Here is a 23,366-nt window from a genome sequence, read left to right on the forward strand (position 1 = left end):
AGTGAATCATCGGGATCTCATGCCGCGCGGCTCGTACTCTTCGCTCTTCTCGACGGGGGGAGCGGCATGAGCGAGCGCCAGCGAGTGAATCATCGGGATCTCATGCCGCGCGGCTCGTACTCTTCGCTCTTCTCGACGAGGGGCGCGGCATGATCGACTGGGGCGTCGCGCAGGGCACGGCGACGAAGCTGTCACGTCCGGGGCCCGACCTGTCGCCGGCGGAGGCCGACGACGTCGTCGGCGAGCTGCGGGAGGCGGCGGCCCGGGCCACCGGCCCGGTCCGCGAGTTCTCCGACCTCCACGCACCCGACACCGTCCAGGCGCAGGCGCCGGTGCTCGTGGTCGACCGGCCTCGATGGATCGAGGCGAACCTCGGCACCTTCGAGGTGCTCATGGACCCGGTCGTGGCCCGCATCGAGGCGGGGCGGCCGCGCAGCGGTCTGGCCCACGCCGTCGGCAGCCGGGTGAGCGGTGCCGAGATCGGCGGACTGGTGGCCCTGCTGTCGGGCAAGGTGCTGGGCCAGTTCGACCCGTTCTGGACCGGGCCGCGCGGCGAGGGCGGCCGGCTCATGCTCGTCGCGCCGAACATCGTCCACGTGGAACGCTCGCTCGACGTCGAACCGCACGACTTCCGTCTGTGGGTGTGCCTGCACGAGGAGACCCACCGGGTGCAGTTCACGGCCGTGCCGTGGATGCGCGACCACGTCCGCGGCCTCATCGACGAGCTGACCGCCGCCACGGACCTCGACTCCGAGGCCGTGCAGCGCTTCCTCACCGAGGGCGTGGGCGAGCTGGTCAAGGTCCTGCGGGGCACCTCCGACGCCTCCCTCGCCGAGCTGTTCCAGAACGAGCGGCAGAAGGCCGTCGTCGACCGGATCACCGGCGTCATGTCGCTGCTCGAGGGCCACGCCGACGTCGTCATGGACGGCGTGGGGCCCGACGTGATCCCGTCGGTGGCCACGATCCGCAAGCGGTTCGACCAGCGACGTCAGGGCGGCGGCGGGCTCGACCGGGTCCTGCGGCGTCTGCTGGGCCTGGAGTCCAAGATGCGCCAGTACCGCGACGGCGCCGTGTTCGTCCGCGAGGTCAACGAGAAGGTCGGGCTGTCGGGCTTCAACGCGGTGTGGGAACGTCCGGAGAACCTGCCCGACCGCGCCGAGATCCTCGACCCCGCCGCCTGGGTGGCGCGGGTGCACGGCTGAGCGACGGGCCGGGAGCCGCGGCGTGAGGCTGCTCGACGCGGAAGCGCGTGGTCGGGCGGGCGTGCGCGACGTCCTCGCCGACGTCGCACCGGACGCACCGGTGGTGCTCGGCGTCTCCGGCGGAGCCGACTCGCTCGCGCTGGCGGTCTGCGCCGCGTTCGTGGCCGACCGTGACGACCGAAGGGCGCGCGTCGTGGTGGTCGACCACGGTCTCCAGGACGGGTCGGACGCGGTGGCGGCCCGTGCGGTCGAGCAGGTGCGCTCGCTCGGCCTGCCCGGCGACACGGTCCGTGTGCAGGTGGGGACCGTCGGCGGACCCGAGGCCGCAGCGCGTGCGGCACGCCGGGCGGCCCTGCTCGAGGCCGCGGGTGGCGACGGCGTGGTGCTGCTGGCGCACACCCTCGACGACCAGGCCGAGACGGTGCTGCTCGGACTGGGCCGGGGCTCGGGGCCGAGGTCGCTCTCCGGCATGGCAGCGCGCGACGGGCGCTGGCGTCGGCCGTTCCTCGGTCTGCGCCGGTCCGACACCGAGGCGGTGTGCCGGGCCCACGACCTGTCGTGGTGGACCGACCCGCACAACACCGACCCCGCCTACCGTCGTGCCCGGCTCCGGCACGAGGTGCTCCCCCTGCTCGACGACGTGCTGGGCTCGGGGGTGCCGGAGGCGCTCGCCCGCACCGCCGACCAGCTGCGGCACGACACCGCGCTGCTCGACGAGCTGGCGAGCCAGGTCGAGGACGCCGCCGACGTCGCGACGCTCGTGGCACTCCCGCCTGCGCTGCGGTCCCGGGTGCTCCGCCGACTCGCGCTCGAGGCCGGCGCCGTTGCCGGGGAGCTCGGCTCGGTCCACCTCGCCGCGCTCGACCGCCTCGTCACCGACTGGCGCGGCCAGGACCGGGTCGAGCTGCCCGGTCGCGTCGCACTGACGCGGACGGCAGGCCGACTCCACCGGATCGACGGCGGTCCCTGATCCGATCGGGGCGGTCCTCGTCCGTGCCGAGGGGTGCTGTGGCAGGCTGAGTCCGTGGACATCCAGCACGTCGAGTCCGACCTCGACCTCGACCAGACCCTGTTCACCGAGGAGCAGATCGTCGCGCGGCTGCGCGAGATCGCGCGCCAGGTCGAGACGGACTACGCCGGTCGCGACCTGCTCCTGGTCGGCGTGCTCAAGGGCGCCGTCATGGTGATGGCCGACCTCGCGCGCAGCTTCGACCGCCACGTCGAGATGGACTGGATGGCGGTCTCGTCCTACGGCTCCGGCACCACGTCGTCCGGCGTGGTCCGCATCCTCAAGGACCTCGACACCGATATCTCCGGCCGCGACGTCCTCATCGTCGAGGACATCATCGACACCGGCCTGACGCTGTCGTGGCTCGTGACCAACCTGCGCTCCCGCGGTCCGGCCTCGGTCGAGATCGCCACGCTCCTGCGCAAGCCCGACGCGCTGCAGATGGACGTCGACGTGAAGTACGTCGGCTTCGACATCCCCAACGCGTTCGTCGTGGGCTACGGCCTGGACTACTCCGAGCAGTACCGCAACCTGCGCAGCATCGGGACGCTGGCGCCCCACGTGTACTCCTGAGCACGTCCCGATCCACCGCGGGAACGTCACGGTTCGCGTGAGCGTTCTGCCAGTACGGGATCGGCAGGTCGGACTTCGTCCTGACGTGTACGGTTCCTGTGTCGGCGGCGAGGGCCGCCGACCGAGCACACGAGGAGGAGTGGGCCCCACCGGCCCGTGTCCATGAACGCCAAGCGCCTGTTCCGCGGTCCCTGGGTCTGGATCGTCCTCATCCTCGTCCTCGTCGTCGTCACCCTCCAGTTCTCCGGACGGGCCGACGGCTTCAAGGAGGTCCGCACGGCCACGATGGTCGGCTACCTCGACGACGGCACGATCTCGGAGATGACCTTCGTCGAAGGTGACCAGGAGATCCAGGCGACCCTCGACGACGGCACCAAGGTGCGCGCGAAGTTCCTCGCCGGCCAGGGTGACCGCCTCGTCGAGAAGGCCGAGGCCGAGGTCGTCGACAAGAAGCTCAAGACCTTCGACGTCAAGGTCCCCACCACCGGGTTCCTCACCTACCTGGCCAGCTCGATCCTGCCGATCCTGCTGCTGGTCGGTCTCTTCCTGTTCATCATGACCCGCTTCCAGGGCGGCGGCGGTGGCGTCATGAAGTTCGCCAAGTCGCGTGCGAAGCTCATCACGAAGGACACCCCGCAGACCACGTTCGCCGACGTCGCGGGCTGCGACGAGGCCATCGAGGAGCTCGGCGAGATCAAGGAGTTCCTGTCGGAGCCGGCCAAGTTCCAGGCCGTCGGCGCCAAGATCCCCAAGGGCGTGCTGCTCTACGGCCCGCCCGGCACCGGCAAGACGCTGCTGGCCCGCGCCGTGGCCGGCGAGGCCGGCGTGCCGTTCTACTCCATCTCCGGCTCCGACTTCGTCGAGATGTTCGTGGGCGTGGGCGCCAGCCGCGTGCGCGACCTGTTCGAGCAGGCCAAGGAGAACGCCCCGGCGATCGTCTTCATCGACGAGATCGACGCGGTCGGCCGCCACCGCGGCACCGGCATGGGCGGCGGCCACGACGAGCGCGAGCAGACCCTCAACCAGCTGCTCGTCGAGATGGACGGCTTCGACGTGCGCGGCGGCGTCATCCTCATCGCGGCCACCAACCGGCCCGACGTGCTCGACCCCGCCCTGCTGCGTCCCGGCCGCTTCGACCGCCAGATCGGCGTGGAGGCTCCCGACCTCAAGGGCCGCGAGACGATCCTCAAGGTGCACGCCCGCGGCAAGCCGATCGGCCCCGACGTCGACCTCGAGAGCGTGGCCCGACGTACTCCCGGCTTCAGCGGCGCCGACCTCGCCAACGTGCTCAACGAGGCCGCCCTGCTCACGGCGCGCAACAGCGACAAGGTCATCACCGACGCCGCGCTCGACGAGGCCATCGACCGCGTCATGGCCGGTCCGCAGAAGCGCACGCGCTTGATGAACGAGAAGGAACGGCTGGTCACGGCCTACCACGAGGGCGGACACGCCCTGGTGGCCGCGGCGCTCCCGCAGAGCGACCCGGTGCACAAGATCACGATCCTGCCCCGTGGGCGCGCCCTCGGCTACACGATGGTGCTGCCCGACGAGGACAAGTACAGCCAGACGCGCGCCGAGCTGCAGGACAAGCTGGCGTACATGCTCGGTGGCCGCGCTGCGGAGGAGCTGGTCTTCCACGACCCGACCACCGGCGCGGGCAACGACATCGAGAAGGCCACGGGCCTGGCCCGGGCCATGGTCACCCAGTACGGCATGAGCGAGCGCGTGGGCGCCATCAAGCTGGGCAGCGACAACAGCCAGCCCTTCCTCGGCGGCGGCATGGGCATGGGCCACACCCGCGACTACTCCGAGCGGGTGGCCGCCGTGGTCGACGAGGAGGTCTCCTCGCTCATCGCCCACGCCCACCAGGAGGCGTTCGACATCCTCGCGGAGAACCGCGACGTGCTCGACTCCCTCGTCCTGGAGCTCATGGAGAGGGAGACCCTCGACAAGCGCGAGGTCGCCCGCATCTTCGAGCCGCTGCGCCGGCGCGAGGTGCGTCCGGCCTGGACCGGCTCGGACACGCGGCAGCCGTCGGACCAGCCCCCGGTCGAGGCGCCGGAGGCGGCACGGCTCAAGGAGCCCGAGACCGAGGGCATCGTCGTCGGTCCCGACACCGGACCGGACGCGCCGCCCCCGGACGATCCCATTCCGCAGGGCCCGGTCGGGCCGGCGTGAGGACGAGGACAGCATGAGCGTCGACGTCGAGCGCGCCGCAGCGGCGGTGCGCGAGCTGCTGATCGCCGTCGGGGAGGACCCCGACCGTGACGGCCTGAAGGAGACCCCGGACCGCGTGGCCCGGTCGTACGCCGAGCTGCTGGCCGGTCTCGACCAGGACCCGCGCGAGGTCCTCACGGCCACGTTCGACGTCGGCCACGACGAGCTGGTGCTCGTGAAGGACATCGAGCTGTGGTCGATGTGCGAGCACCACCTGGTGCCCTTCACCGGGGTCGCCCACGTGGGCTACATCCCCCGCGCCGACGGGTTCGTCACCGGCCTGTCCAAGCTGGCACGGCTCGTCGACGTCTTCGCCCGGCGCCCCCAGGTGCAGGAGCGGCTCACCACGCAGATCGCCGACGCTCTCATCGAGGTGCTGGAGCCGCGCGGCGTCATCGTCGTGATCGAGGCCGAGCACCTGTGCATGACCATGCGCGGGGTCCGCAAGGGCGGTGCCCGCACGGTCACGAGCGCGGTGCGGGGACAGCTGCGCGACCCCGCCACCCGGGCCGAGGCCATGGGGCTGATCACGAGCGGCGGCGCTCGGTGACCGGGGCCTGATGGTGGGCCTCGCTCCCGCGCAGGTGCTGGAGCCCATCGGGCGGTGCCGGGTCATGGGCGTCGTCAACGTCACGCCCGACTCGTTCTCCGACGGCGGACGCTGGTTCGACCTCGACAGCGCGGTCCGGCACGGGCGTGAGCTCGCCCAGGCCGGCGCCGACCTCGTCGACGTGGGTGGTGAGTCCACGCGCCCCGGCGCGGTGCGCGTCGACCGCGACGAGGAGCTGCGCCGCGTCGTGCCCGTGGTGCGCGAGCTGGCTGCCGACGGCGTGGCCGTCTCGGTCGACACGATGCGCGCCGACGTGGCCGAGGCGGCGCTGGACGCTGGTGCCGTCCTGGTGAACGACGTGTCCGGCGGCCGTGCCGACGCCCGCATGGTGCCGCTCGCCGCCGAGCGCGACGTCCCGCTGGTGCTCATGCACTGGCGCGGCCACGCCGACCGGATGCAGGACCTCACCCACTACGACGACGTCGTCGCCGACGTGGTCGCCGAGCTCTCCGAGCGGGTCGAGGAGGCCCTGGCCGCGGGAGTCGACCGGTCCCGCCTCGTGGTCGACCCCGGTCTCGGCTTCTCCAAGACCGGTGGCCAGAACTGGACCGTGCTCGCCACGCTCTCCGCCTTCACCGCGCTGGGCCTCCCGATGCTCGTGGCGGCCAGCCGCAAGCGCTTCCTCGGCGAGCTCCTCGCAGATGCCGACGGCACGCTGCGGCCCACCGAGGGTCGGGAGGCGGCCACCGTCGCCCTGTCCACGCTGGCCGCGCAGGCCGGGGCGTGGGCCGTGCGGGTGCACGAGGTGGCCGCGTCGGCCGACGCCGTGCGGGTGGTCGCGCGGATCGCGCAGGAGTCCGTCCCAGGGGGTGTCGACCATGGCCGCTGACGTGCTGGCGCGTCACCGCGCGTTCTACGACGCGGTGGAGTCCGGCGACCTCGACCTCATGAGCTCGCTGTGGGTGGACTCGCCCAGCGCCCTGTGCGTGCACCCCGGCGCCGAGGCCATCGAGGGCACCGACGCGGTGCTGCGCTCGTGGGCGCTCGTCATGGCGAACGTGGAGTACATCCAGTTCTTCCTCACCGACGTCCAGGTGTCCTGGCCGCTGGGCTCCGAGGCCGACCTGGCCCTCGTCACGTGCACCGAGAACATCCTCTCGGGGGAGGGCACCGAGTCACCGGAGCAGTTCTCCGGCGGCAAGGCGATCTGCACGTCGGTGCTCGTCCGGTCCGGCGGCGTGTGGCGACTGTGGTCGCGGCACGCCTCGCCGGTGCTCGACATCGACCCCGAGGCTCCCGAGGAGCCCGGCATGACGGAACAGCCCTGATGGAGGAGCACTGATGGCATGTCCTGACGGTCTCGACCGCATCGACCTGAGCGGCGTGACGGCCTTCGGCCACCACGGTGTGCTCGAGCACGAGCGCCGGTTCGGCCAGACCTTCGTGGTCGACGTGAGCCTCGGCATCGACCTGGGACCGGCCGGGTCGAGCGACGACCTGACGGCGACCGTCAACTACGCCGAGGTCGCCGAGATGGTCCAGGCCGTGGTCACCGGGGAGCCGGTGGACCTGATTGAGTCCCTCGCCCTCCGTATGGTGGACTGGTGCCTGGCACGTCCGTCCGTGGAATGGGCGAGCGTGACCGTGCACAAGCCCCAAGCGCCCATCGCGGTGACGTTCTCCGACGTCAGCGTGACGATAGAGCGGAGCCACCAGTGACCGAATCGCCCACGCCGTACGTGCTGGACGCCGACACCATGACGGGTGGCATGCGTCCCATCCGCCAGGCCGTCATCGCGATCGGGTCGAACCTGGGTGACCGGCTGAACCGTCTCCAGGGCGCGGTCTCCGCCCTCGAGGACACCCCTGAGGTCCAGGTCGTGTCCGTGTCGTCGGTCTACGAGACCGAGCCGGTCGGCACGCCCGACGGGTCGGGGGCCTTCCTCAACGCCGTCGTGCTCCTCGACACGACCCTCACGGTGCACACGCTGCTCGACCGCGCCCACGCCATCGAGGACGCCTTCGGACGCGAGCGCTCGGAGCCGGGCGCCCCGCGCACCCTCGACGTCGACCTGGTCGTCGTCGGCGACCGCATCGCCGATGACGAGACCCTCACGCTGCCGCACCCGCGGGCGCACGAGCGTGGCTTCGTGCTCGTCCCGTGGCTCGAGATCGACCCCGAGGGCGAGATCCCCGGCAAGGGATTCGTGGCCGACCTCGTCGGCGACGTCGACACGTCCGGCGTCGTCCGGCGAGAGGATCTCGAGATCCTTCTGTGATGCACGCCGGGCGGACGACCGCCGTCCACGTCGCCGCCCTGGTCGCCGTAGGGCTGCTGCTGGGATCGGTCGTCCGGCCCGTCTCGTTGCGTCTCGGCATGTCGCCGCCGCGGCCCGGCTGGCTGGTGGCCGTGCTGCTCCTGGCGCTGGCGGCCCTCGTGGCCGCGGTCGCGTGGAGCACCTGGCAGAGCCTGCACCAGCACAAGCAGCGCATGACCTCCCAGCACGCCGTGACCCTGCTCGCCATGGCGAAGGCGTGCAGCATCGTCGGGGCGCTCTCGGTGGGCGCCTACGGCGGCTTCGCGCTCTCCTTCGTGCGTGACTGGGACACGATGTTCGGGCAGGACCGGGTGCTGCAGGGTGGTCTCGCCTCCGTCTCCGGCCTCCTCCTGCTCGTCGCAGCGCTCCTGCTCGAGCGCACCCTGCACGTGCCCCAGCCCGACGACGAGGACGACGACGCCCCTCCCGGCGCCGCGACGGCGGCGTAGCTCGGCCGGGTCGCCGGACCGCCTTGGAGTGACGCCGATCCGCCCCCATCGGTGGATCGTCAACCGCAGGTCGCGTTTTGATGTTGCGCATCCACCGATGGCGGGGGACGTGGTGGTCATTGGTGCATCGTCAACCGCAGGTCGCGTTCTGATGTTGCGCATCCACCGATGGCGGGGGACGTGGTGGTCATCGGTGGATCGTCAACCGCAGGTCGCGTTCTGATGTTGCGCATCCACCGATGGGCGGCGGGGCGTACTGCTCAGACCAGCGTGGCGCGCAGCGTGTCGAGCCCGACGGAGCCGAGGCTCAGCGCCCGGCGGTGGAACTCCTTGAGATCCGGACCGTGCTCGCGGACCCAGGCGTCGCGGACCTGCTCCCAGATGCGCTGGCCGACCTTGTAGCTGGGCGCCTGGCCCGGCCAGCCGAGGTAGCGGTTCACCTCGAAGCGCACGAACGGGGCGTTCATGTTCACGTGCTCGGCCATGAACGCGAAGGCGTGCTCGGCGGTCCAGGGACCGTCGCCGTCGGGTCGGGGCAGCTCGAGGTGCACGCCGAGGTCGAGCACCACCCGGGCCGCCCGCATGCGCTGGCCGTCGAGCATGCCGAGCCGGTCGGCGGGGGAGTCGAGGTAGCCCAGGTCGGCCATGAGCCGCTCGGCGTACAACGCCCAGCCCTCGCCGTGTCCGGAGGTCCAGAGGGCCCCGCGACGCCAGGCGTTCAGCTCGGCGGCGTTCCACACCGCGTAGCCGCACTGGAGGTGGTGGCCGGGCACGCCCTCGTGGTAGACGGTGGTCAGCTCGCGCCAGGTGTCGAACTCCGTGACCCCCTCCGGCACGCTCCACCACATGCGCCCCGGGCGGGCGAAGTCGTCGCTCGGCGGCGTGTAGTAGATGCCGCCCTCCTGTGTGGGCGCGATGCGGCACTCGAGCGAGCGCATGATGTCGGGCACGTCGAAGTGGGTGCGGCCCAGCTCCTCGACGGCGCGGTCGCTCGTCTCCTGCATCCAGGCCTGCAGGGCGTCGGTGCCCACCAGCCGGTGCTCGGGGGAGGACTCGAGGTGCGCGACGGCCTCGGCCACCGACGCCCCGGGCAGGACCTGCTGCGCGACGGCCTCCTGCTCGCGGACCATGCGGTCGAGCTCCTCGAGCCCCCAGTCGTACGTCTCCTCGAGGTCGACGGCCGCGCCCAGGAAGCCGCGCGAGGCGAGGGCGTAGCGGTCGCGGCCGCAGGCGTCGCGCTCTCGGGCCGCCGGGGCCAGCTCGTCGGCCAGGAAGGTCGCCAGCTCGGCGTACGCGGCCCGCGCACCGTCGGCGCCGCGCCGCAGGTCGGCCTGCAGCGACGTCGGCACGGCTGCGGACGCGGCGGCGTCGGCCAGCTCGTCGAAGAACGCGCCGGCCTCGGCCTGGCGTCGGGCCTGTTCGACGACCTCGACCACCTGGCGGCGCGCCGGGGTGTCGCCGGCGCGGATCCCGGAGCGCAGCGACTCGGTGTACCCGGCGAGCGCACCCGGCAGGTTCGCGAGGCGGGTGGCGACACCGGACCAGCCGTCGACGTCGTCGCGCGGCATCAGGTCGAAGACGTCGCGCACGTTCTGCACGGGGGAGGCGATCACGTTGAGGTCGCTGCGCCAGGTGCCGGCGTCGTGCTCCTCGACGTGCAGGTCGAGCACGCGCACGAGCTCCGCGTGCGTGACGACGTCGACCGCGTCGCGAGGCTCCACGTGGTCGAGTCGGCGACGCATGGCGCGGGCTGCGTCGGCGTACGCCTCGTGCCCCGACGGCGACAGGTCGGCGTACTCGCCTTCGCGTCCGGGCCGACCGAGCTCCACGTGCCACTCGGGCTGGTGCTCGAGCATCACGTCGAGCCACTCCTCGGCCAGGACGTCGACGGCCGACGGGACCCGCCCGGACCCCTGCGATCCCGACTCCTGCCGCCCCGAGGCGTCAGCCACGACCGACCGCCCTCCTGACTCGGGCGACGAAGCGCCGCCACCGGGTGTTCTCCAACGACTCGACACGGCGCGCCAGCGCGGCGACCGCGTCGGCGTTGGCGGCGTCGCGGGCCTTCGCGTCGTCGGCCAGCCGCGCGTGGCGGCTGCCCGCCCCGCGCCATGCGGGGTGCGGGAAGGGCGGCTCGTACCGCTGCGGGTGCCGCGTGATGTCGAGGACCATCCCCTCGCGCAGCCACTGCAGGCGTGCGGCCACCTGGTCGAGCCCCGGCGCGGCGAGCGTGTGCACCGCCGGCGGCAGGTCCACCGCGGCGAGGCGTTCGTCGAAGGACTCGGCGCTGGTGCCGGGCGACCACCGGTGGGTGAGGCCGTTGCGCTCCAGGAAGGCGGTGTACCGGGCGAAGCCGGCCGGCAGCTCGGAGTGGAAGGCGTCGAGGTCGGCCGCGGCGTGCAGCTCGTCGGCGTGCAGCCCGGCGGTGGCCTCGTCGAACGCCGACACCACGCGGTGCGGCATGCGGTGGTACTCGGCCAGCTCGAGGGTCCGCGAGTCGTGGGCCAGCAGCACGGCCGGCGTGCCGCCGAGCAGCCCCGCGACGTTGCCGTGGAAGCGCGTGCCGTACACGAAGTCGACCTGGGCGAGGTCGCGGTACCAGGTCCAGGTGTCGAGGTACAGCCGCAGCCGATCCTGCTGGTAGAGCGGGTGGTGCAGGTGGACGGGCACGGTGGGGTCGTCGACGTGCGGGTGCGGGACGCCCCAGAGCATGGCCCGCAGGTCGTGCGCGTCCTGGCCGACGGCCACGAGGTTCGGGTGCCGCTCGCCCTGCCGGGTGACGAAGTCGCCGATGCCCGGCACCTCGGGCGTGAAGTTGAGGGCCAGGGCCGCGTCGTCGCCGAGGGCGGTCACGCGCCGCTCGACGCGGTGGTCCGGCCCCCAGAGGAACAGCGAGGGGCAGCCGATGACGTCGACCACGTCGTCGCCGAACCCGAGGAGTGCCAGGTGGCGTCGGGTGAAGTCGCCGCGCACGCCGATGGAGGCGGAGCGCTCGAGCACGGCGGAGACGAAGCGCCTCACGGGGTCGGCGATCTCGCCCAGGGACTCCGGGCCCTCGCCGTGCGGTGCCTGCGAGCCGATGCCGACCACGGTGACGGGGATGGTGAGCTGCTCGACGAGCTCGGTGAGCGCCGTCAGGTGACGCACGAACTGCGGTCGGAACGCGTTCGCCATCGGCACCACGAGGTGGTCGAACTCGGCGTTGATCCGCTCGGCGTCGCCGGGCTCGGGCGAGCGCCGCTCCGAGAGCGTGCTCGAGCTGACCAGCTCGGTGCCGTCGACGGCCAGGGACCGCCACACCGAGTGCTGGAAGAGGTAGTTGCCGGAGTTGGAGTTGAAGACGTCCTGCGTGAGGGTCGTCTCCGCGCCCACCGGGGTGAACGGGTCCTTGCCGGAGCGGACCAGCAGACGAGGCATGGCGCCAGTCTGTCAGAGGCCGTGCTCACGACGGCGGGGTCGCGTCGCCGCGTCCGAGGAGGGTCAGAGGATGAAGCGGAACAGCGGGCTGTCGCTCTCGATCCGCTCGATGCGCGGCGGTGCGGCCTCCATGCGTTCGAGCAGGGCCGGGAGGTCGTCGGCGCGGGCCAGCTCGATGCCCACGAGGGCGGGACCGGTCTCGCGGTTGCTGTGCTTGACGTACTCGAACAGGGCGATGTCGTCGTCGGGGCCGAGCACCTCGTCGAGGAAGCGTCGCAGCGCACCCGGCTCCTGTGCGAACTCGACGAGGAAGTAGTGCTTGCGGCCCTCGTGCACGAGCGAGCGCTCCACGACGTCGGCGTACCGGCTGACGTCGTTGTTGCCGCCGGACAGGATGCACAGCACGCGCGAGCCGGGCGCCACCGTGAGCAGGGAGCCCAGCACCGACGTGGCGAGAGCGCCTGCGGGCTCGGCGATGATGCCGTCGCTCTGGTACAGCGCGAGCATCTCGCTGCACACCTGGCCCTCCGGGACGCCGAGCATCTGCACGGCCGTGGAGCCGTCGCCGCGCACGGTGTCGAGGGTGTGCCGACCCGCGCGCCGCACCGCTGCGCCGTCGACGAAGGTGTCGATCTCGGGCAGCGTCACCGGCTCGCCGGCCGCGAGCGCCGCCGCCATGGACGTCGCCCCGGCGGGCTCCACGCCCACGACCCGGACCCCGGGATGGCGCTCGCGGAGCCAGGCCATGCTGCCGGCGAGGAGGCCGCCTCCGCCGACGGGCACCACGAGCACGTCGGGGACGGGCTCGCCGAGCCGCTGCAGCTGGTCGAACGCCTCCTGCACGACCGTGCCCTGGCCGGCGATCGTGCGCGGGTCGTCGAAGGCCGGCACCAGGGTGGCGCCGTCGAGCGCCTCGCGGGTGGCTGCCGCCGACACGTCGTCGTAGGTCTCGCCGTCGAGGATCATCTCGATGGCGTCGCCGCCGATGCTCGCGATCCGGTCGCGCTTCTGGTGGGGCGTCGTGCGGGGCAGGTGCACGCGGCCGCGCACTCCGAGCGCGGCGCACGCGAACGCCACGCCCTGGGCGTGGTTCCCTGCGCTCGCGGTGACCACGCCGGCAGCCCGTGCGGCGTCGTCGAGCTGCGCGATGAGGTTGTACGCGCCCCGCGCCTTGTAGGAGCGCACGACCTGCAGGTCCTCCCGCTTGAGCCAGACGTCGGCACCCGTGACCTCGCTCAGCCGCGCGCTGCGCTCGACCGGGGTGGCGGTCACCACGCCGGCCAGCCGCTCCGCGGCCGCCTCGACGTCGTCGGCCGTGACCAGGAGGCCGTCGGCCTCGGCCTGTGCGTCGGTGCTCATGGTGCTTGTCTACCCGACGTTATGCTCGCGGCGTGCCCCGCCCGCCCGTCCGTCGCCTCGTCCGCGGTGCCGTCGGCCGGGCCGCCCGTCGGGTCCGCGACCTGCGCGGGCCGACGCTCAGCGTCGTGATGCCCGTGTACCAGGGCGAGGAGCACCTGGCAGCGGCCCTGGAGTCGGTGCTCGGGCAGCGCTACCGCCACCTCGAGGTCGTGGTCGTCGACGACGGCTCGACGGACGGCAGCAGGGCCATCGCCGACGAGGTCGCGGCGCGCGACCCGCGCGTGGTGGTGCTCTCGCAGCCGAACGCCGGCCAGAGCGCGGCCCGCAACCGTGGTGTCGAGGTGGCCACCGGCACCTACCTCACGTTCGTGGACGCCGACGACGTCGTGACCCGCGAGGGTCTCGACGCGGCCGTGCGCGGGCTGGAGCGCAGCGGCTCCGACCTCGCCGTGCTGCCCTACCAGCGACTCGAGGGCGGGACCGTGGTGCGGCCCGCGCCGTGGATCCGGGCGCTGCACGCGCGGCCGGTGGAGGGCGTCACGGTCTCGGAACGGCCCGACGTGCTCGTCCACGCCATCGCCTGCGCCAAGGTGTTCCGGCGCACCTTCTGGGACGCGGCCGGTCTGGCGTTCCCGCCCGGGGTCATCTACGAGGACCAGATCCTCACGGCCCAGGCGTTCCGCGAGGCCGCGGGCATCGACGTGACCTCCACGATGGCCTACTCCTGGCGGCGGCAGGCCGCCTCCACGTCGCAGGGGCAGGTGACCGTCGAGAACGTGACGGCCCGCATGGACGCCGCCGACGAGTCGCTCCGCCTGCTCGAGCCGCTGCCCGCCGTCCGCGAGGAGCGGGCGCTGCAGCTGCTCAAGCACAACGTCCCCAACTCCACGCTCAAGCTCGAGCGCGCCGACGACGCCTACCTCGGGGTCCTCGTGGAGCGGATCCCTCGGCTCGTGGCGGCGGTGGCCCCCGACCGCTACGTCCGCGAGGTGCCGGCCCAGCACCGCGTCATGAACGCCCTGCTGGACCAGGCCCGCACCACCGGCGACCTCGAGCCCGTCTGGCGGTTCGTGCGCGCGGAGGGCCTGCAGTCGCAGCTGTTCGACCTGGTACCCACGTCCGACGGCCCGGCGGTCGACCTGCCGGGGCGCCTCGACGACGGTCTCGACCCCGTGACCTACCTGGCCACCGCCGAGCAGGTGCGGCTTCGCACGACCGTGCGCGAGGTCCTGGCCGGACCCGACGAGCTCGTGGTCGACGTGCGGGCCTGGTTCCCCCACGCCGACGTGGCCGCCGCGTCGCTCACGTCGCGGGTGCTCACGGGCCGCGACACGGCAGCCGGCGAGGTCGAGCGGACCGGCGACGCCGCCGCCTTCACGTCGCGGGCGGGCACCGTCCGCGGCTACCCGGGCTCGGGCTGGCGACTGCGGTTCCCGGCCCCCGTCACCCGGCGCTGCGAGCTGGTGCTGACGCTGACCGTCGACGGACCCGAGGGCTTGCACCTCGAGGGCCTGCGGAGCCACCGGCTCACGCTGTGACCCTCGCCACCTCCGTGCCACTGTGCGCCGCCGGACGACGGTCGTAGACTGACGGTGTCAGCAGTCTGGTACCCGTTCGCGGGACTGGAACGAGAGGCACTCCCCATGACGCATCCACGTCAGCACGACCCTGCGCGTGAGCGCTCGATCGACGGCCCTGCGCGCGAGCGCACCACGGATGATGCTGCGCGTGAGCGCACCTCGGACGATGCTGCGCGTGAGCGCACCACGGACGATGCTGCGCGCGAGCGCACCACCTACGGCGTCGTCGGCGCCGGCCGGGTCGGCTCCGTCCTGGCCGCCCGGCTGCGCGCCGCCGGCCGCGACGTCGTGGGCATCAGCGCCCGTTCCGACGCCTCCGCCCTGCGCGCCCGCACCCTCGTGCCCGACGTGCCGGTGCTGTCGCCTGCCGAGGTCGCCGTGCGCAGCGACGTGCTGGTGCTCGCCGTCCCCGACGACGCCCTCGTGGCCGTGTCCGAGGAGCTCTCGACGGTGCTGCGTCCCGGCCAGGTGGTCGTGCACACGAGCGGGCGGCACGGTCTGGACGCCCTCCGGTCCGCGGCGCGCGTCGGCGCGCGCCCGGTGGCCCTGCACCCGGCCATGACGTTCACCGGCTCGTCGGTCGACCTGGGTCGCTCGTGCGCCATGGGCCTCACGGCCGGCGACGCCGAGCGCGAGGTCGCCGAGGACCTCGCCGTCACGCTCGGCGGCACCCCGGTCTGGATCGACGACGCCGACCGGGTCCGCTACCACGCGGCGCTCAGCCACGGCGCCAACCACCTCGTCACGCTCGTCGCCCAGGCCCGCGAGCTGCTCCACGGCATCGGTGCCGGGGCCGAGGCCTCGCAGATCCTGCGCCCGCTGCTCGAGGCGGCCCTCGAGAACGCCCTCGACCTCGGCGACGCCGCGCTGACCGGCCCGATCGCCCGCGGCGACGTCACCACGGTGCGGGCCCACGTCGACGCGCTCGCCACCGAGCCCGCCTCCACCCGCGACGCCTACGTCGCCATGGCCCACGCCACCACCGAGCGCGCGGCGGCCGACGGGCGGCTGGACGCCGCCACCGCGGCGGTCGTGGGGTCCGCCCTCGACGAGTCGGTGCTTCACGGGTCGGGGCTCCACGGCTCGGGATCGGCCGACGAGCGGCAGCACGCGCACGGACGGGCCTGACATGACCCCCGTCGTCGCCCGTACGCGGGCCGAGCTGCGTGCGGCCCTCGCGGGGGCCGACCGCACGGCGTTCGTGCCCACCATGGGTGCGCTGCACGACGGCCACGCGCGCCTGATGCGGCACGCACGCCCGCTCGGCGACACGCTCGTGGTCTCGATCTTCGTCAACCCCACCCAGTTCGGACCGGGCGAGGACCTCGACGCCTACCCGCGCACCTTCGACGCCGACCTCGTCGTCTGCGAGCGTGAGGGTGTCGACGTCGTGTTCGCGCCCGACGTCGACGAGATGTACCCCGGCGGCCTGGACGGGGCCGTCACCGTCGACCCGGGCCCGCTCGGGCAGGTGCTCGAGGGCGCCGCCCGCCCCACGCACTTCCGCGGCGTGCTCACCGTGGTCGCGAAGCTGTTCGCCCTCGTGCGCCCCGACGTCGCCGTCTTCGGCGAGAAGGACTTCCAGCAGCTGGCGCTGATCCGTCGCATGGTGCGCGACCTGGCGCTCGACGTCGAGGTCGTGGGCCACCCGATCGTCCGCAAGGCCGACGGCCTGGCGCTCAGCTCGCGCAACACCTACCTGACGCCGATCCAGCACGAGCAGGCGCTCGCCCTGTCTCGCGCGCTGCGAGCCGCCGCCGACGAGGGCGTCGTCGGACGCGACGCCGTGCTGAAGGCCGCCCACGAGGTGCTCGACGCCGCCGACGGCGTCGAGGTGGACTACCTGGTCGTGACCGACCTGTTGCTCGGCGACGTCGACGACTCCTACGAGGGGGAGGCGCGGATCCTGGTGGCAGCCAGGGTCGGCACCACGCGCCTGCTCGACAACCAGCCCGTGGTGCTCCGGAAGGGACCCTGACCATGCTCCGCACGATGATGACCTCCAAGATCCACCGCGCCACCGTCACGCAGGCCGACCTGCACTACGTCGGCTCCGTGACGGTCGACGCCGACCTGCTCGACGCGGCGAACCTGCTGCCGGGCGAGCTCGTGCACATCGTCGACATCGACAACGGCGCCCGCATCCAGACCTACACGATCGCCGGCGAGCGGGGCTCGGGCGTCATCGGCATCAACGGTGCCGCCGCGCGCCTCGTGCATCCCGGCGACCTGGTGATCCTCATCGGCTACGGCCAGATGGACGACGCCGAGGCGCGCGAGCACCAGCCGAGCGTCGTGTTCGTGGACTCCGAGAACCGGATCATCGGCACCGGGTCCGACCCGGCCGAGGCCCTGCCCGGGTCGGGGCTCACCCGCGGCGACGTCGTGGAGAACCCGCTCGTGGCGGCCGGCGGGGGTGCCGGGCCCGGGGCGGCGACGGTGGCGCCGTGACCCTCCTGACGCTCGACGTCGGCAACAGCCAGTCGGTCATCGGCGCGTTCGAGGGCGAGAAGCTCGTCGAGCACTGGACCGTCTCGTCGCAGACGCAGCGCACGGCCGACGAGTGGCACCTGCTCGCCCACGGCTTCGTGCGCGCAGCGGGTCTGGCCGACGTCCAGGCGGTGGCCATGTGCTGCACCGTGCCGTCGATCCAGGTCGAGCTGAAGGCGATGCTGGAGCGGTACTACGGCGGCCTCCCGGTCTCGATCGTCGGGCCGGGCGTGAAGACCGGCATCCCGATCCACACCGACAACCCGCGCGAGGTGGGTGCCGACCGCATCGTCAACGCGCTCGCCGCGGCCGAGGTGTACGGCGGGCCGGCGATCGTGGTCGACATGAACGGCACGGCCACGATCTTCGACGTGGTCGACGACCGGAACCGCTACCTGGGCGGGGCGATCGCGCCGGCCGTCGAGCTGTCGCTCGAGGCGCTGGCTCGTCGCGGCGCCCAGCTGCGGGCGGTCGAGCTGGCCGTCCCCCGCGACGTCATCGGCAAGAACACCGTCGAGGCCGTGCAGTCGGGCGCGGTCTACGGGTTCGCGGGTCTGGTCGACGGGATGGTCGACCGGATCATCGAGTCGTTGGAGGCCGACCCCGACGACGTGGCGGTCATCGCGACCGGCGCCTACGCCGACGTGGTGCTCGACCACTGCACGACGATCACGTCGCGCGACCCGTGGCTGACCCTCACCGGTCTGCGTCTGGTGCACGAGAAGAACCACTGAGCCACGCGGGCCACCACGCCGCCCGTCGGTCGCCCCGCCCACGAGGAGCAGGCCCTGCCGGAGGTGCACCCGCTGCCGGACGTGCGCCGAGCTCGACGAGGTGGGCTTCCAGCGCCGTGAGCCCCGCGGCCCGGGCCGCCTCGACCGGGGTGGTCTCGTCCAGCTCGGAGGCCAGCGTCGGGTCGGCCCCGTGGGCGAGCAGCTCCCGAGCCACCGCATCCTGACCGGCCAGGATGCTGGTCACCAGCGCGGTGGACTGCAGCTCGGGGTGCACGTAGTCGGGGTCGACGCCCCGCTCCAGGTGGAAGCGCACCAGCTCGACGTCGCCGCCCACGGCGGCGGCGAACATGTCCTTGAAGTCCCCGCCCGACATGGGCACTCCCTTCGTCGCCGCGAGTCTAGGGGCGACCGGGCCGGCCGAGCCGCTGCGGCGTGCCCGCCCCGCCGGCGCGGGCGACCACGCTTCCCGAGCCTCCCGGTGGTCGAGTGCCTCCACGAGCGTCAGCGAGGGGAGGTGTATCGAGACCACTCCGGGCGGCTCAGCGATGCGCGGGCAGCACGAGCACCCCCGACCGATGGGTCGGGGTGTCGTGGGTGTGGTGGTCAGGGTCGGCAGCGTTGGTTGCGTTGCCAGGTGTCGGAGCCGGGGAGCTTCCACTCGACGTGTCCGTCGTCGGGGTTGATGCGGCCGATCCAGCCCTGTTCGTGGGCTCGGTGGTGGTGGAACGGGCAGAGCAGTGCGCCGTCTCTGATGTCGGTGGTCTTGGAGATCGCGTACGGATTCAGGTGATGGGCCTCGGTCCATCTGGCGTCGCGGTCGCAACCTGGTGTCGTGCATCCCATGTCGCGCTTCTCCATGGCCCGGCGTGAGCTGCGGTTGAAGTACCGGTTGGCGGAGCCGAGGTCGAGGGGCAGGGGCTTGCCGTTCAACACCATGGGCACGATCTGCGCGGAGCAGGCGAGCCGGCGGGCTTCGCCGGCGCTGATGCGGGTGCCGTCGGAGAGTCCGGCGGCCTTGATGCCGCCCATGAGGGTGTCGAGGTCCAGGTTGACGGTGACGACCGCACTCACACCACCGTTGGACGGGAGCTGGTCGGCGGGGAGGTGCTCGACCAGGGTGGCGAAGGCGTGGCCGAGGCGCTGGGGGTAGGACTGCCCGAAGCCAATCTCGTCCATCTCGCCAGTGGCGGCGTTGACGGTCCCGACCTCCTGGTGAGGTGCGGCGAGTGCGTCGAGGGCGGTCTTGAGCATCGCGCCCTGGGCTTCGGGGAGGGTGAAGCGTCCGGTGACGGTGCCGTCGTTGTTGTCCCACATCGAGAACGACGTCTTCGCCCGGGCGGCTTCTTCCTTCTTCCGCAGGATCTCGTCTTCGTCGGCGTCGACCTCCTCGGTCTTCGCCTTGTAGACCTCGGTGATCCGCGCCGCCCTGCGGCGCAGGTCCTTCAGAGTCAGCCGCTGCGCGTCCTTCAGCAAGGTCTCTTCGCACCGCTCACGCTGCTCGGGGGTCACGTCGTCGGGCAGCTTGGCCAACGCGCGGGAGATCAGGTCGGCCTGCTTGGTGCTGATCACCCCGGACGCGAGCGCGTTCTCGATGAGGGTGGTCTGCTCCTCGATCCGCTGCGCCGTGTTCACCAGGGCATCGGCCCCGCCGCGGTCCCCACCGAAGTCGAACGAGATCGTCGCGCCGGTCGAGGTTCCCGCCCCCGGTCGCGGTCCGTCACCGTTCGCCGTGGCCTTGCGGGCCTTCTCCAGCACACGCGCCGCGGCCATCTTGTGGGCCGAGAGCCGTGCTTCGGCGCGACCGATCTCGGCGAGGAGTCGTCGGACCTCGGTGGGGTCCAGGCCGTCCCACGCGCTGGTGGGGACCGTGTCGAGAAGAGCGTGGAGTCCGTGCACGCACGACGGCACCGGGTGGGTGTCGAGTGCGGCGACGCTCATGCTTCCTCCTGCTGATCTATCCCGATTCTAGAGGCAGGATCAGACAGGAAACAAGCACATGTTCGAATACGTGACGAAAGCCCCGGAACCCCCGAGTCCTTCGGCGCCGGCACTCCGGGTCGTTGGCCCCGCCCCTCCGTGGCACGATCCCCCCATGGCCTCCACGACCTCCCGACGCGGCACGCTGACGCGCCGCAAGATCGCCGAGGCCGCCCTGCGGTTGATCGACGACGAGGGCATCGGGTCGGCCTCGATGCGGGGGATCGCCAAGCGTCTGGGCGTCGAGGCGATGAGCCTCTACAAGCACGTCGGCACCCGCGACGAGCTGCTCGACGCGGTCGTCGACCTGGTGGTGGCCGAGCTGGACGCCGACCCCGAGGTGCTGCGCGTGGCCGAGAACGGCTGGCGCGACTACCTGGAGCGGCTCGCGCGCGGTGTCCGCCGCTACGCGATGGCGCACCCGCACGCCTTCCCGATCGTGGCCACGCGACCGTCGGAGGCGCCGTGGATCAACCCGCCGCTGCGGTCCCTGACCTGGATCGAGTCGGTGCTCGAGGCGCTGCAGGCGGAGGGCTTCGACGACGACCAGGTGGTGTTCGCCTACCGGTCGTTCAACAGCTTCCTGCTGGGCTACCTGCTCATGGAGACGGGGGCGCGGACGCTGCGCGACCCGCAGGACGGCGACGGATCGTTCTCCGCGGGCGCCGAAGCCGCGGAGCCCGTGCCCGGGGGGCTCACCCCCACGCGCGACGACGAGGAGCAGGAGGCGGTGGCGGAGGCCGAGACGCCCCTGGAGATCCTCGACCCGTCCGGCGCGGTGGACGAGGCGACGTACCCGACGATCCACCGGCTGGCTGCCGGTCTGGCGGCCGACCGCTACGCCGAGGAGTTCGACCGCGCCCTGCAGGAGATGCTCGACGGCATCGCCTCGCGTCTCGCCGACTGACCTGCTCGCCGACCGGGTCGCGAGCGCGCCCCCGTTCGTGACCGAGGTCGCACGACACTCGTCTTGTGGGCCGCAGGCTTACGGCGTAAGGTTTACAACGTAAGCCACCCCGTTCCCCCACCCGAGAAGGAGAGTTCCATGAGCTTCATCGACAAGGCCAAGAACACCGCGGAGAAGGTCACCGGCGAGGTCAAGGAGGCCGTCGGCAAGGCGACCGACAACAAGGACCTCGAGGCCGAGGGCAAGAAGGACCAGACCAAGGGCTCGATCAAGAACGTGGGCGAGGACGTCAAGGACGCCTTCAAGAAGTAAACGCGTGTCACTGAGAAGTCACTGAACGTTCATCGGGCAGCGCTCGTTGGAGTTGCAGCGACTTCCAGCCGTCGTACCGTCGAAGTGTCACCCACCGATCCAGGAGGATCATCATGAGCTTCATCGACAAGGCCAAGAACACCGCTGAGAAGGTCGCCGGCGAGGTCAAGGAGAACGTCGGCAAGGCCACCGACAACAAGGACCTCGAGGCCGAGGGCAAGAAGGACCAGGCGTCCGGCTCGGTCAAGAACGCCGGCGAGAACGTCAAGGACGCCTTCAAGTGATCCTTGCTCGCTGAGCATCCGGCGAAGCCCGGTCACCGTCACGACGGCGACCGGGCTTTTCTGTGCCCGCACGTGCGGGCACGGACTCAGCGGCCCCGGCTGGCGTCGAGGGCGGCGATGAGCGTGGGCGCGTCCCACTGGCCGCCGTGCCGGGCGGTGCCGATGAAGAACGTCGGCGTCCCGGACACGTCCATGAGGTCGGCGTCGTCCTCGTCCTCGCGCACACGTCGGCGCACCGGGTCGGAGTCGAGGTCGGCCTCGAAGCGCTCGAGGTCCAGGCCGATCTCGTCGGCGTAGCGGAGCAGGTCGAGCCGCTCCAGCTGCGCCTGGTTGGCCCACAGCAGGCGGGCGTAGTCGAAGTGCCGACCCTGCAGGTAGGCCGCCTCGTAGGCGCGCGCCGCCAGCTCGGCGTGCGGGTGGTGCTGGTGCAGCGGCAGGTGGCGCCACACCCACACGAGGTCGCCCTCGAAGTGCTCGATCACCTCGTCGACCATGCCCGTGGCCCGGCTGCAGAACGGGCACTCGAAGTCGCCGTACTCCACGAGCACGAGCGGGGCGTCGGCACGGCCCTTGAAGTGGTCGCGCTCGGGGTCGAACGGCCGCAGGAGCACGGCACCGGGCTGCACGACGGGCCGGCGGGCGTCGAGCGCCTTGAGGACGACCCAGCCCAGCACGAACGCCAGCACGGAGGCGGCGAGGACGCCCACGCGAGCCTCGTCCTGCGCCGCGGGCTCGTCGATGGCGATGCCGACGATCAGCAGCGAGATCGTGAAGCCGATCCCTGAGAGGGCGGCCCCGCCCGCGACGCGGCCGATGGTCAGACCGGGTGCGAGCACACCGAGGCCCACCTTCTGGGCGAGCAGGGTCGCGCCGGTGATGCCGAGGAGCTTTCCGGCGACGAGCCCGGCCACCACGCCCCACGTCAGTGACGACGAGGCCGACCGCTCGAGGGTCGCGGCGTCGAGCACCACGCCGGCGTTCGCGAGCGCGAAGATCGGCAGGATCACGAACGCGACGTAGGGCGCGAACGACTGCTGGAGCCGCTCGTTGATGGAGATGGACTCGCGCAGCTGGCGGCCCGCGGCCGCGGCGTAGGCCGGGTTGGGGGACTGGCGGAAGGCACGCGTCAGCTCCACGACGCGCTCCACGTCGTGCCGGCGAGGTGCTGCGACGGGGATGAGCAGCGCGACCGCGACGCCCGCGAGGGTGGCGTGCACCCCCGCCTCGTGCAGACCGAACCAGACCACCACCGACAGCGCCGCGTACAACGGGCCCCGGCCCGACGGCAGCAGTCGCACGAGAGCGATCAGCGCGAGGGCCCCCACCGCGACGAGCAGCGGGGTGACGCGCAGGTCGTCGGTGTAGAAGATCGCGATGGCGCCCAGGGCGCCGATGTCGTCGACGACGGCCAGCGTCAGCAGGAAGACCCGGAGCCGGGAGGGGTGGTGCGGCCGGATGATGGCGAGCGCGCCCACGAGGAACGCCGTGTCGGTGGAGATGACCACGCCCCAGGCGTGCGCCTGGCCGGAGTCGCGAGCGATCAGCAGGAACACGAGCGCGGGGACCAGCAGCCCGGCGAGCGCCGCGGTCGCGGGCACGATGGCGCGGGACCGGTCGGTGAGCTCGCCGATCGTCAGCTCGCGCTTGACCTCCAGCCCGACGGCGAAGAAGAAGAACGCCATGAGCGCGTCGTTGACCAGGTGGTAGAGGTCGAGGCCCATCGACCAGTCGCCCACGGCCACGCGCGCCTCGGTGTGCCAGAACGCGTCGTACCCGCTGCCGAGGTTGGCCCAGGCGATGGCCGCGAGGGTGGCCACCAGCAGCATGCCGGCGCCCAGCTGCTCGGTCTCGGCCCCGGCCACCCCACGACGGAGCCGGGTCAGGCGGGAGTCGGCAGCGGTCTCGGTCTCGCTCACGGGCGACATCCTCGCAGTCGGGTCACGGAGTGCACCAACCATCGGCCTCGCCGTGCTGTTCCCGCTGCCGTC

24 protein-coding genes are annotated in these 23,366 nt (G+C 72.3%); 18 read left to right on the forward strand and 6 right to left on the reverse strand.

The features are described 5' to 3' along the window. Positions 1 to 149: 149 nt before the first annotated feature. The 10 genes from RQG84_RS12550 to RQG84_RS12595 all read left to right on the forward strand — a co-directional run bounded on the left by RQG84_RS12550 (position 150) and on the right by RQG84_RS12595 (position 8,318). Positions 150 to 1,202: a zinc-dependent metalloprotease gene (locus RQG84_RS12550; RefSeq protein ID WP_311210303.1), complete on the forward strand. Its 1,053-nt coding sequence runs from the start codon at positions 150 to 152 to the stop codon at positions 1,200 to 1,202. Between the two features lie 22 nt (positions 1,203 to 1,224). Further along, a complete protein-coding gene (gene tilS, locus RQG84_RS12555; protein WP_311210304.1) occupies positions 1,225 to 2,172 on the forward strand; it encodes a tRNA lysidine(34) synthetase TilS in 948 nt (315 codons plus the stop codon). A 60-nt stretch (positions 2,173 to 2,232) separates the two neighbouring features. Further along, entirely contained in the window at positions 2,233 to 2,784 is a 552-nt protein-coding gene (hpt, locus tag RQG84_RS12560; RefSeq protein WP_369797005.1) for a hypoxanthine phosphoribosyltransferase, read from the forward strand. A 162-nt stretch (positions 2,785 to 2,946) separates the two neighbouring features. Further along, the gene (gene ftsH / locus RQG84_RS12565; RefSeq protein WP_311210305.1) at positions 2,947 to 4,962 is read left to right on the forward strand and encodes an ATP-dependent zinc metalloprotease FtsH; all 2,016 of its coding nucleotides are present in this window, start codon (positions 2,947 to 2,949) and stop codon (positions 4,960 to 4,962) included. Between the two features lie 13 nt (positions 4,963 to 4,975). Continuing rightward, positions 4,976 to 5,551, forward strand: coding sequence for a GTP cyclohydrolase I FolE (folE, locus tag RQG84_RS12570; protein WP_257728708.1), 576 nt, complete (start codon positions 4,976 to 4,978; stop codon positions 5,549 to 5,551). A gap of 10 nt (positions 5,552 to 5,561) precedes the next feature. Next, positions 5,562 to 6,440 (forward strand): dihydropteroate synthase, encoded by an 879-nt coding sequence (folP, locus tag RQG84_RS12575; RefSeq protein WP_311210306.1) that lies wholly within the window; start codon positions 5,562 to 5,564, stop codon positions 6,438 to 6,440. Further along, complete coding sequence (locus tag RQG84_RS12580) at positions 6,430 to 6,879, forward strand: nuclear transport factor 2 family protein (RefSeq protein ID WP_055963855.1); 450 nt, start codon at positions 6,430 to 6,432, stop codon at positions 6,877 to 6,879. Before folP ends, RQG84_RS12580 begins: the two co-directional genes overlap by 11 nt. Before the next feature lie 13 nt (positions 6,880 to 6,892). Next, the gene (gene folB / locus RQG84_RS12585; protein ID WP_055963858.1) at positions 6,893 to 7,270 is read left to right on the forward strand and encodes a dihydroneopterin aldolase; all 378 of its coding nucleotides are present in this window, start codon (positions 6,893 to 6,895) and stop codon (positions 7,268 to 7,270) included. After that, positions 7,267 to 7,830, forward strand: a complete 564-nt coding sequence (gene folK, locus RQG84_RS12590) for a 2-amino-4-hydroxy-6-hydroxymethyldihydropteridine diphosphokinase (RefSeq protein ID WP_056556076.1) — start codon at positions 7,267 to 7,269, stop codon at positions 7,828 to 7,830. The genes folB and folK overlap by 4 nt, the downstream gene beginning before the upstream one ends. Continuing rightward, on the forward strand, positions 7,830 to 8,318 hold the full coding sequence (locus RQG84_RS12595) for a DUF3180 family protein (protein WP_311210307.1): 489 nt from the start codon (positions 7,830 to 7,832) through the stop codon (positions 8,316 to 8,318). Before folK ends, RQG84_RS12595 begins: the two co-directional genes overlap by 1 nt. Before the next feature lie 260 nt (positions 8,319 to 8,578). Here RQG84_RS12595 and RQG84_RS12600 read toward each other — a convergent pair whose 3' ends face one another. The 3 genes from RQG84_RS12600 to ilvA all read right to left on the reverse strand — a co-directional run bounded on the left by RQG84_RS12600 (position 8,579) and on the right by ilvA (position 13,094). Further along, the gene (locus RQG84_RS12600) at positions 8,579 to 10,270 is read right to left on the reverse strand and encodes a DUF885 domain-containing protein (protein WP_311210308.1); all 1,692 of its coding nucleotides are present in this window, start codon (positions 10,268 to 10,270) and stop codon (positions 8,579 to 8,581) included. Further along, complete coding sequence (locus RQG84_RS12605; RefSeq protein ID WP_311210309.1) at positions 10,263 to 11,735, reverse strand: polysaccharide pyruvyl transferase family protein; 1,473 nt, start codon at positions 11,733 to 11,735, stop codon at positions 10,263 to 10,265. Before RQG84_RS12605 ends, RQG84_RS12600 begins: the two co-directional genes overlap by 8 nt. A gap of 63 nt (positions 11,736 to 11,798) precedes the next feature. After that, the gene (ilvA, locus tag RQG84_RS12610) at positions 11,799 to 13,094 is read right to left on the reverse strand and encodes a threonine ammonia-lyase IlvA (protein ID WP_311210310.1); all 1,296 of its coding nucleotides are present in this window, start codon (positions 13,092 to 13,094) and stop codon (positions 11,799 to 11,801) included. A gap of 32 nt (positions 13,095 to 13,126) precedes the next feature. Here ilvA and RQG84_RS12615 point away from each other — a divergent pair, with 32 nt between their 5' ends. The 5 genes from RQG84_RS12615 (at position 13,127) to RQG84_RS12635 (ending at position 17,898) form a co-directional block, all read left to right on the forward strand. Next, entirely contained in the window at positions 13,127 to 14,632 is a 1,506-nt protein-coding gene (locus tag RQG84_RS12615) for a glycosyltransferase (RefSeq protein WP_311210311.1), read from the forward strand. Positions 14,633 to 14,737: 105 nt separating this feature from the next. Continuing rightward, positions 14,738 to 15,802, forward strand: a complete 1,065-nt coding sequence (locus RQG84_RS12620) for a Rossmann-like and DUF2520 domain-containing protein (RefSeq protein ID WP_311210312.1) — start codon at positions 14,738 to 14,740, stop codon at positions 15,800 to 15,802. 1 nt (position 15,803) lies between these two features. Next, positions 15,804 to 16,652: a pantoate--beta-alanine ligase gene (gene panC / locus RQG84_RS12625; protein WP_311210313.1), complete on the forward strand. Its 849-nt coding sequence runs from the start codon at positions 15,804 to 15,806 to the stop codon at positions 16,650 to 16,652. A 2-nt stretch (positions 16,653 to 16,654) separates the two neighbouring features. Beyond that, positions 16,655 to 17,125, forward strand: coding sequence for an aspartate 1-decarboxylase (panD, locus tag RQG84_RS12630; protein WP_055963884.1), 471 nt, complete (start codon positions 16,655 to 16,657; stop codon positions 17,123 to 17,125). Then, entirely contained in the window at positions 17,122 to 17,898 is a 777-nt protein-coding gene (locus RQG84_RS12635; protein WP_055963888.1) for a type III pantothenate kinase, read from the forward strand. Before panD ends, RQG84_RS12635 begins: the two co-directional genes overlap by 4 nt. On the opposite strand, the gene RQG84_RS12640 is transcribed toward RQG84_RS12635, so the two are convergent. Then, on the reverse strand, positions 17,861 to 18,271 hold the full coding sequence (locus RQG84_RS12640; protein ID WP_311210314.1) for a hypothetical protein: 411 nt from the start codon (positions 18,269 to 18,271) through the stop codon (positions 17,861 to 17,863). The genes RQG84_RS12635 and RQG84_RS12640 overlap by 38 nt on opposite strands. 230 nt (positions 18,272 to 18,501) lie before the next feature. Next, on the reverse strand, positions 18,502 to 19,836 hold the full coding sequence (locus RQG84_RS12645; protein ID WP_311210315.1) for a DUF222 domain-containing protein: 1,335 nt from the start codon (positions 19,834 to 19,836) through the stop codon (positions 18,502 to 18,504). 154 nt (positions 19,837 to 19,990) lie between these two features. Here RQG84_RS12645 and RQG84_RS12650 point away from each other — a divergent pair, with 154 nt between their 5' ends. The 3 genes from RQG84_RS12650 (at position 19,991) to RQG84_RS12660 (ending at position 21,378) form a co-directional block, all read left to right on the forward strand. Next, positions 19,991 to 20,782, forward strand: a complete 792-nt coding sequence (locus RQG84_RS12650; RefSeq protein ID WP_056573376.1) for a TetR/AcrR family transcriptional regulator — start codon at positions 19,991 to 19,993, stop codon at positions 20,780 to 20,782. A gap of 138 nt (positions 20,783 to 20,920) precedes the next feature. Continuing rightward, positions 20,921 to 21,094 carry a CsbD family protein gene (locus tag RQG84_RS12655; RefSeq protein WP_082482024.1) on the forward strand — a complete coding sequence of 58 codons (174 nt, stop codon included), beginning with the start codon at positions 20,921 to 20,923 and terminating at the stop codon, positions 21,092 to 21,094. A gap of 113 nt (positions 21,095 to 21,207) precedes the next feature. Next, a complete protein-coding gene (locus RQG84_RS12660; RefSeq protein WP_082480264.1) occupies positions 21,208 to 21,378 on the forward strand; it encodes a CsbD family protein in 171 nt (56 codons plus the stop codon). Positions 21,379 to 21,464: 86 nt separating this feature from the next. Here RQG84_RS12660 and nhaA read toward each other — a convergent pair whose 3' ends face one another. Beyond that, positions 21,465 to 23,294 carry a Na+/H+ antiporter NhaA gene (gene nhaA, locus RQG84_RS12665; RefSeq protein WP_311210316.1) on the reverse strand — a complete coding sequence of 610 codons (1,830 nt, stop codon included), beginning with the start codon at positions 23,292 to 23,294 and terminating at the stop codon, positions 21,465 to 21,467. Positions 23,295 to 23,366 lie beyond the last annotated feature (72 nt).

The sequence above is a fragment of the Aeromicrobium sp. WCS2018Hpa-31 genome (assembly GCF_031843905.1).
Lineage (GTDB): Bacteria > Actinomycetota > Actinomycetes > Propionibacteriales > Nocardioidaceae > Aeromicrobium.

Excerpts from the sequence above, each read along its gene's own strand:
- RQG84_RS12550 (WP_311210303.1), top strand. The coding sequence starts at position 150 with ATGATCGACTGGGGCGTCGCGCAGGGCACGGCGACGAAGCTGTCACGT.
- ftsH (WP_311210305.1), top strand. The coding sequence starts at position 2,947 with ATGAACGCCAAGCGCCTGTTCCGCGGTCCCTGGGTCTGGATCGTCCTC.
- folE (WP_257728708.1), top strand. The coding sequence starts at position 4,976 with ATGAGCGTCGACGTCGAGCGCGCCGCAGCGGCGGTGCGCGAGCTGCTG.
- folP (WP_311210306.1), top strand. The coding sequence starts at position 5,562 with ATGGTGGGCCTCGCTCCCGCGCAGGTGCTGGAGCCCATCGGGCGGTGC.
- RQG84_RS12580 (WP_055963855.1), top strand. The coding sequence starts at position 6,430 with ATGGCCGCTGACGTGCTGGCGCGTCACCGCGCGTTCTACGACGCGGTG.
- folB (WP_055963858.1), top strand. The coding sequence starts at position 6,893 with ATGGCATGTCCTGACGGTCTCGACCGCATCGACCTGAGCGGCGTGACG.
- RQG84_RS12595 (WP_311210307.1), top strand. The coding sequence starts at position 7,830 with ATGCACGCCGGGCGGACGACCGCCGTCCACGTCGCCGCCCTGGTCGCC.
- RQG84_RS12605 (WP_311210309.1), bottom strand. The coding sequence starts at position 11,735 with ATGCCTCGTCTGCTGGTCCGCTCCGGCAAGGACCCGTTCACCCCGGTG.
- ilvA (WP_311210310.1), bottom strand. The coding sequence starts at position 13,094 with ATGAGCACCGACGCACAGGCCGAGGCCGACGGCCTCCTGGTCACGGCC.
- RQG84_RS12620 (WP_311210312.1), top strand. The coding sequence starts at position 14,738 with ATGACGCATCCACGTCAGCACGACCCTGCGCGTGAGCGCTCGATCGAC.
- panC (WP_311210313.1), top strand. The coding sequence starts at position 15,804 with ATGACCCCCGTCGTCGCCCGTACGCGGGCCGAGCTGCGTGCGGCCCTC.
- panD (WP_055963884.1), top strand. The coding sequence starts at position 16,655 with ATGCTCCGCACGATGATGACCTCCAAGATCCACCGCGCCACCGTCACG.
- RQG84_RS12640 (WP_311210314.1), bottom strand. The coding sequence starts at position 18,271 with ATGTCGGGCGGGGACTTCAAGGACATGTTCGCCGCCGCCGTGGGCGGC.
- RQG84_RS12645 (WP_311210315.1), bottom strand. The coding sequence starts at position 19,836 with ATGAGCGTCGCCGCACTCGACACCCACCCGGTGCCGTCGTGCGTGCAC.
- RQG84_RS12650 (WP_056573376.1), top strand. The coding sequence starts at position 19,991 with ATGGCCTCCACGACCTCCCGACGCGGCACGCTGACGCGCCGCAAGATC.
- RQG84_RS12655 (WP_082482024.1), top strand. The coding sequence starts at position 20,921 with ATGAGCTTCATCGACAAGGCCAAGAACACCGCGGAGAAGGTCACCGGC.
- RQG84_RS12660 (WP_082480264.1), top strand. The coding sequence starts at position 21,208 with ATGAGCTTCATCGACAAGGCCAAGAACACCGCTGAGAAGGTCGCCGGC.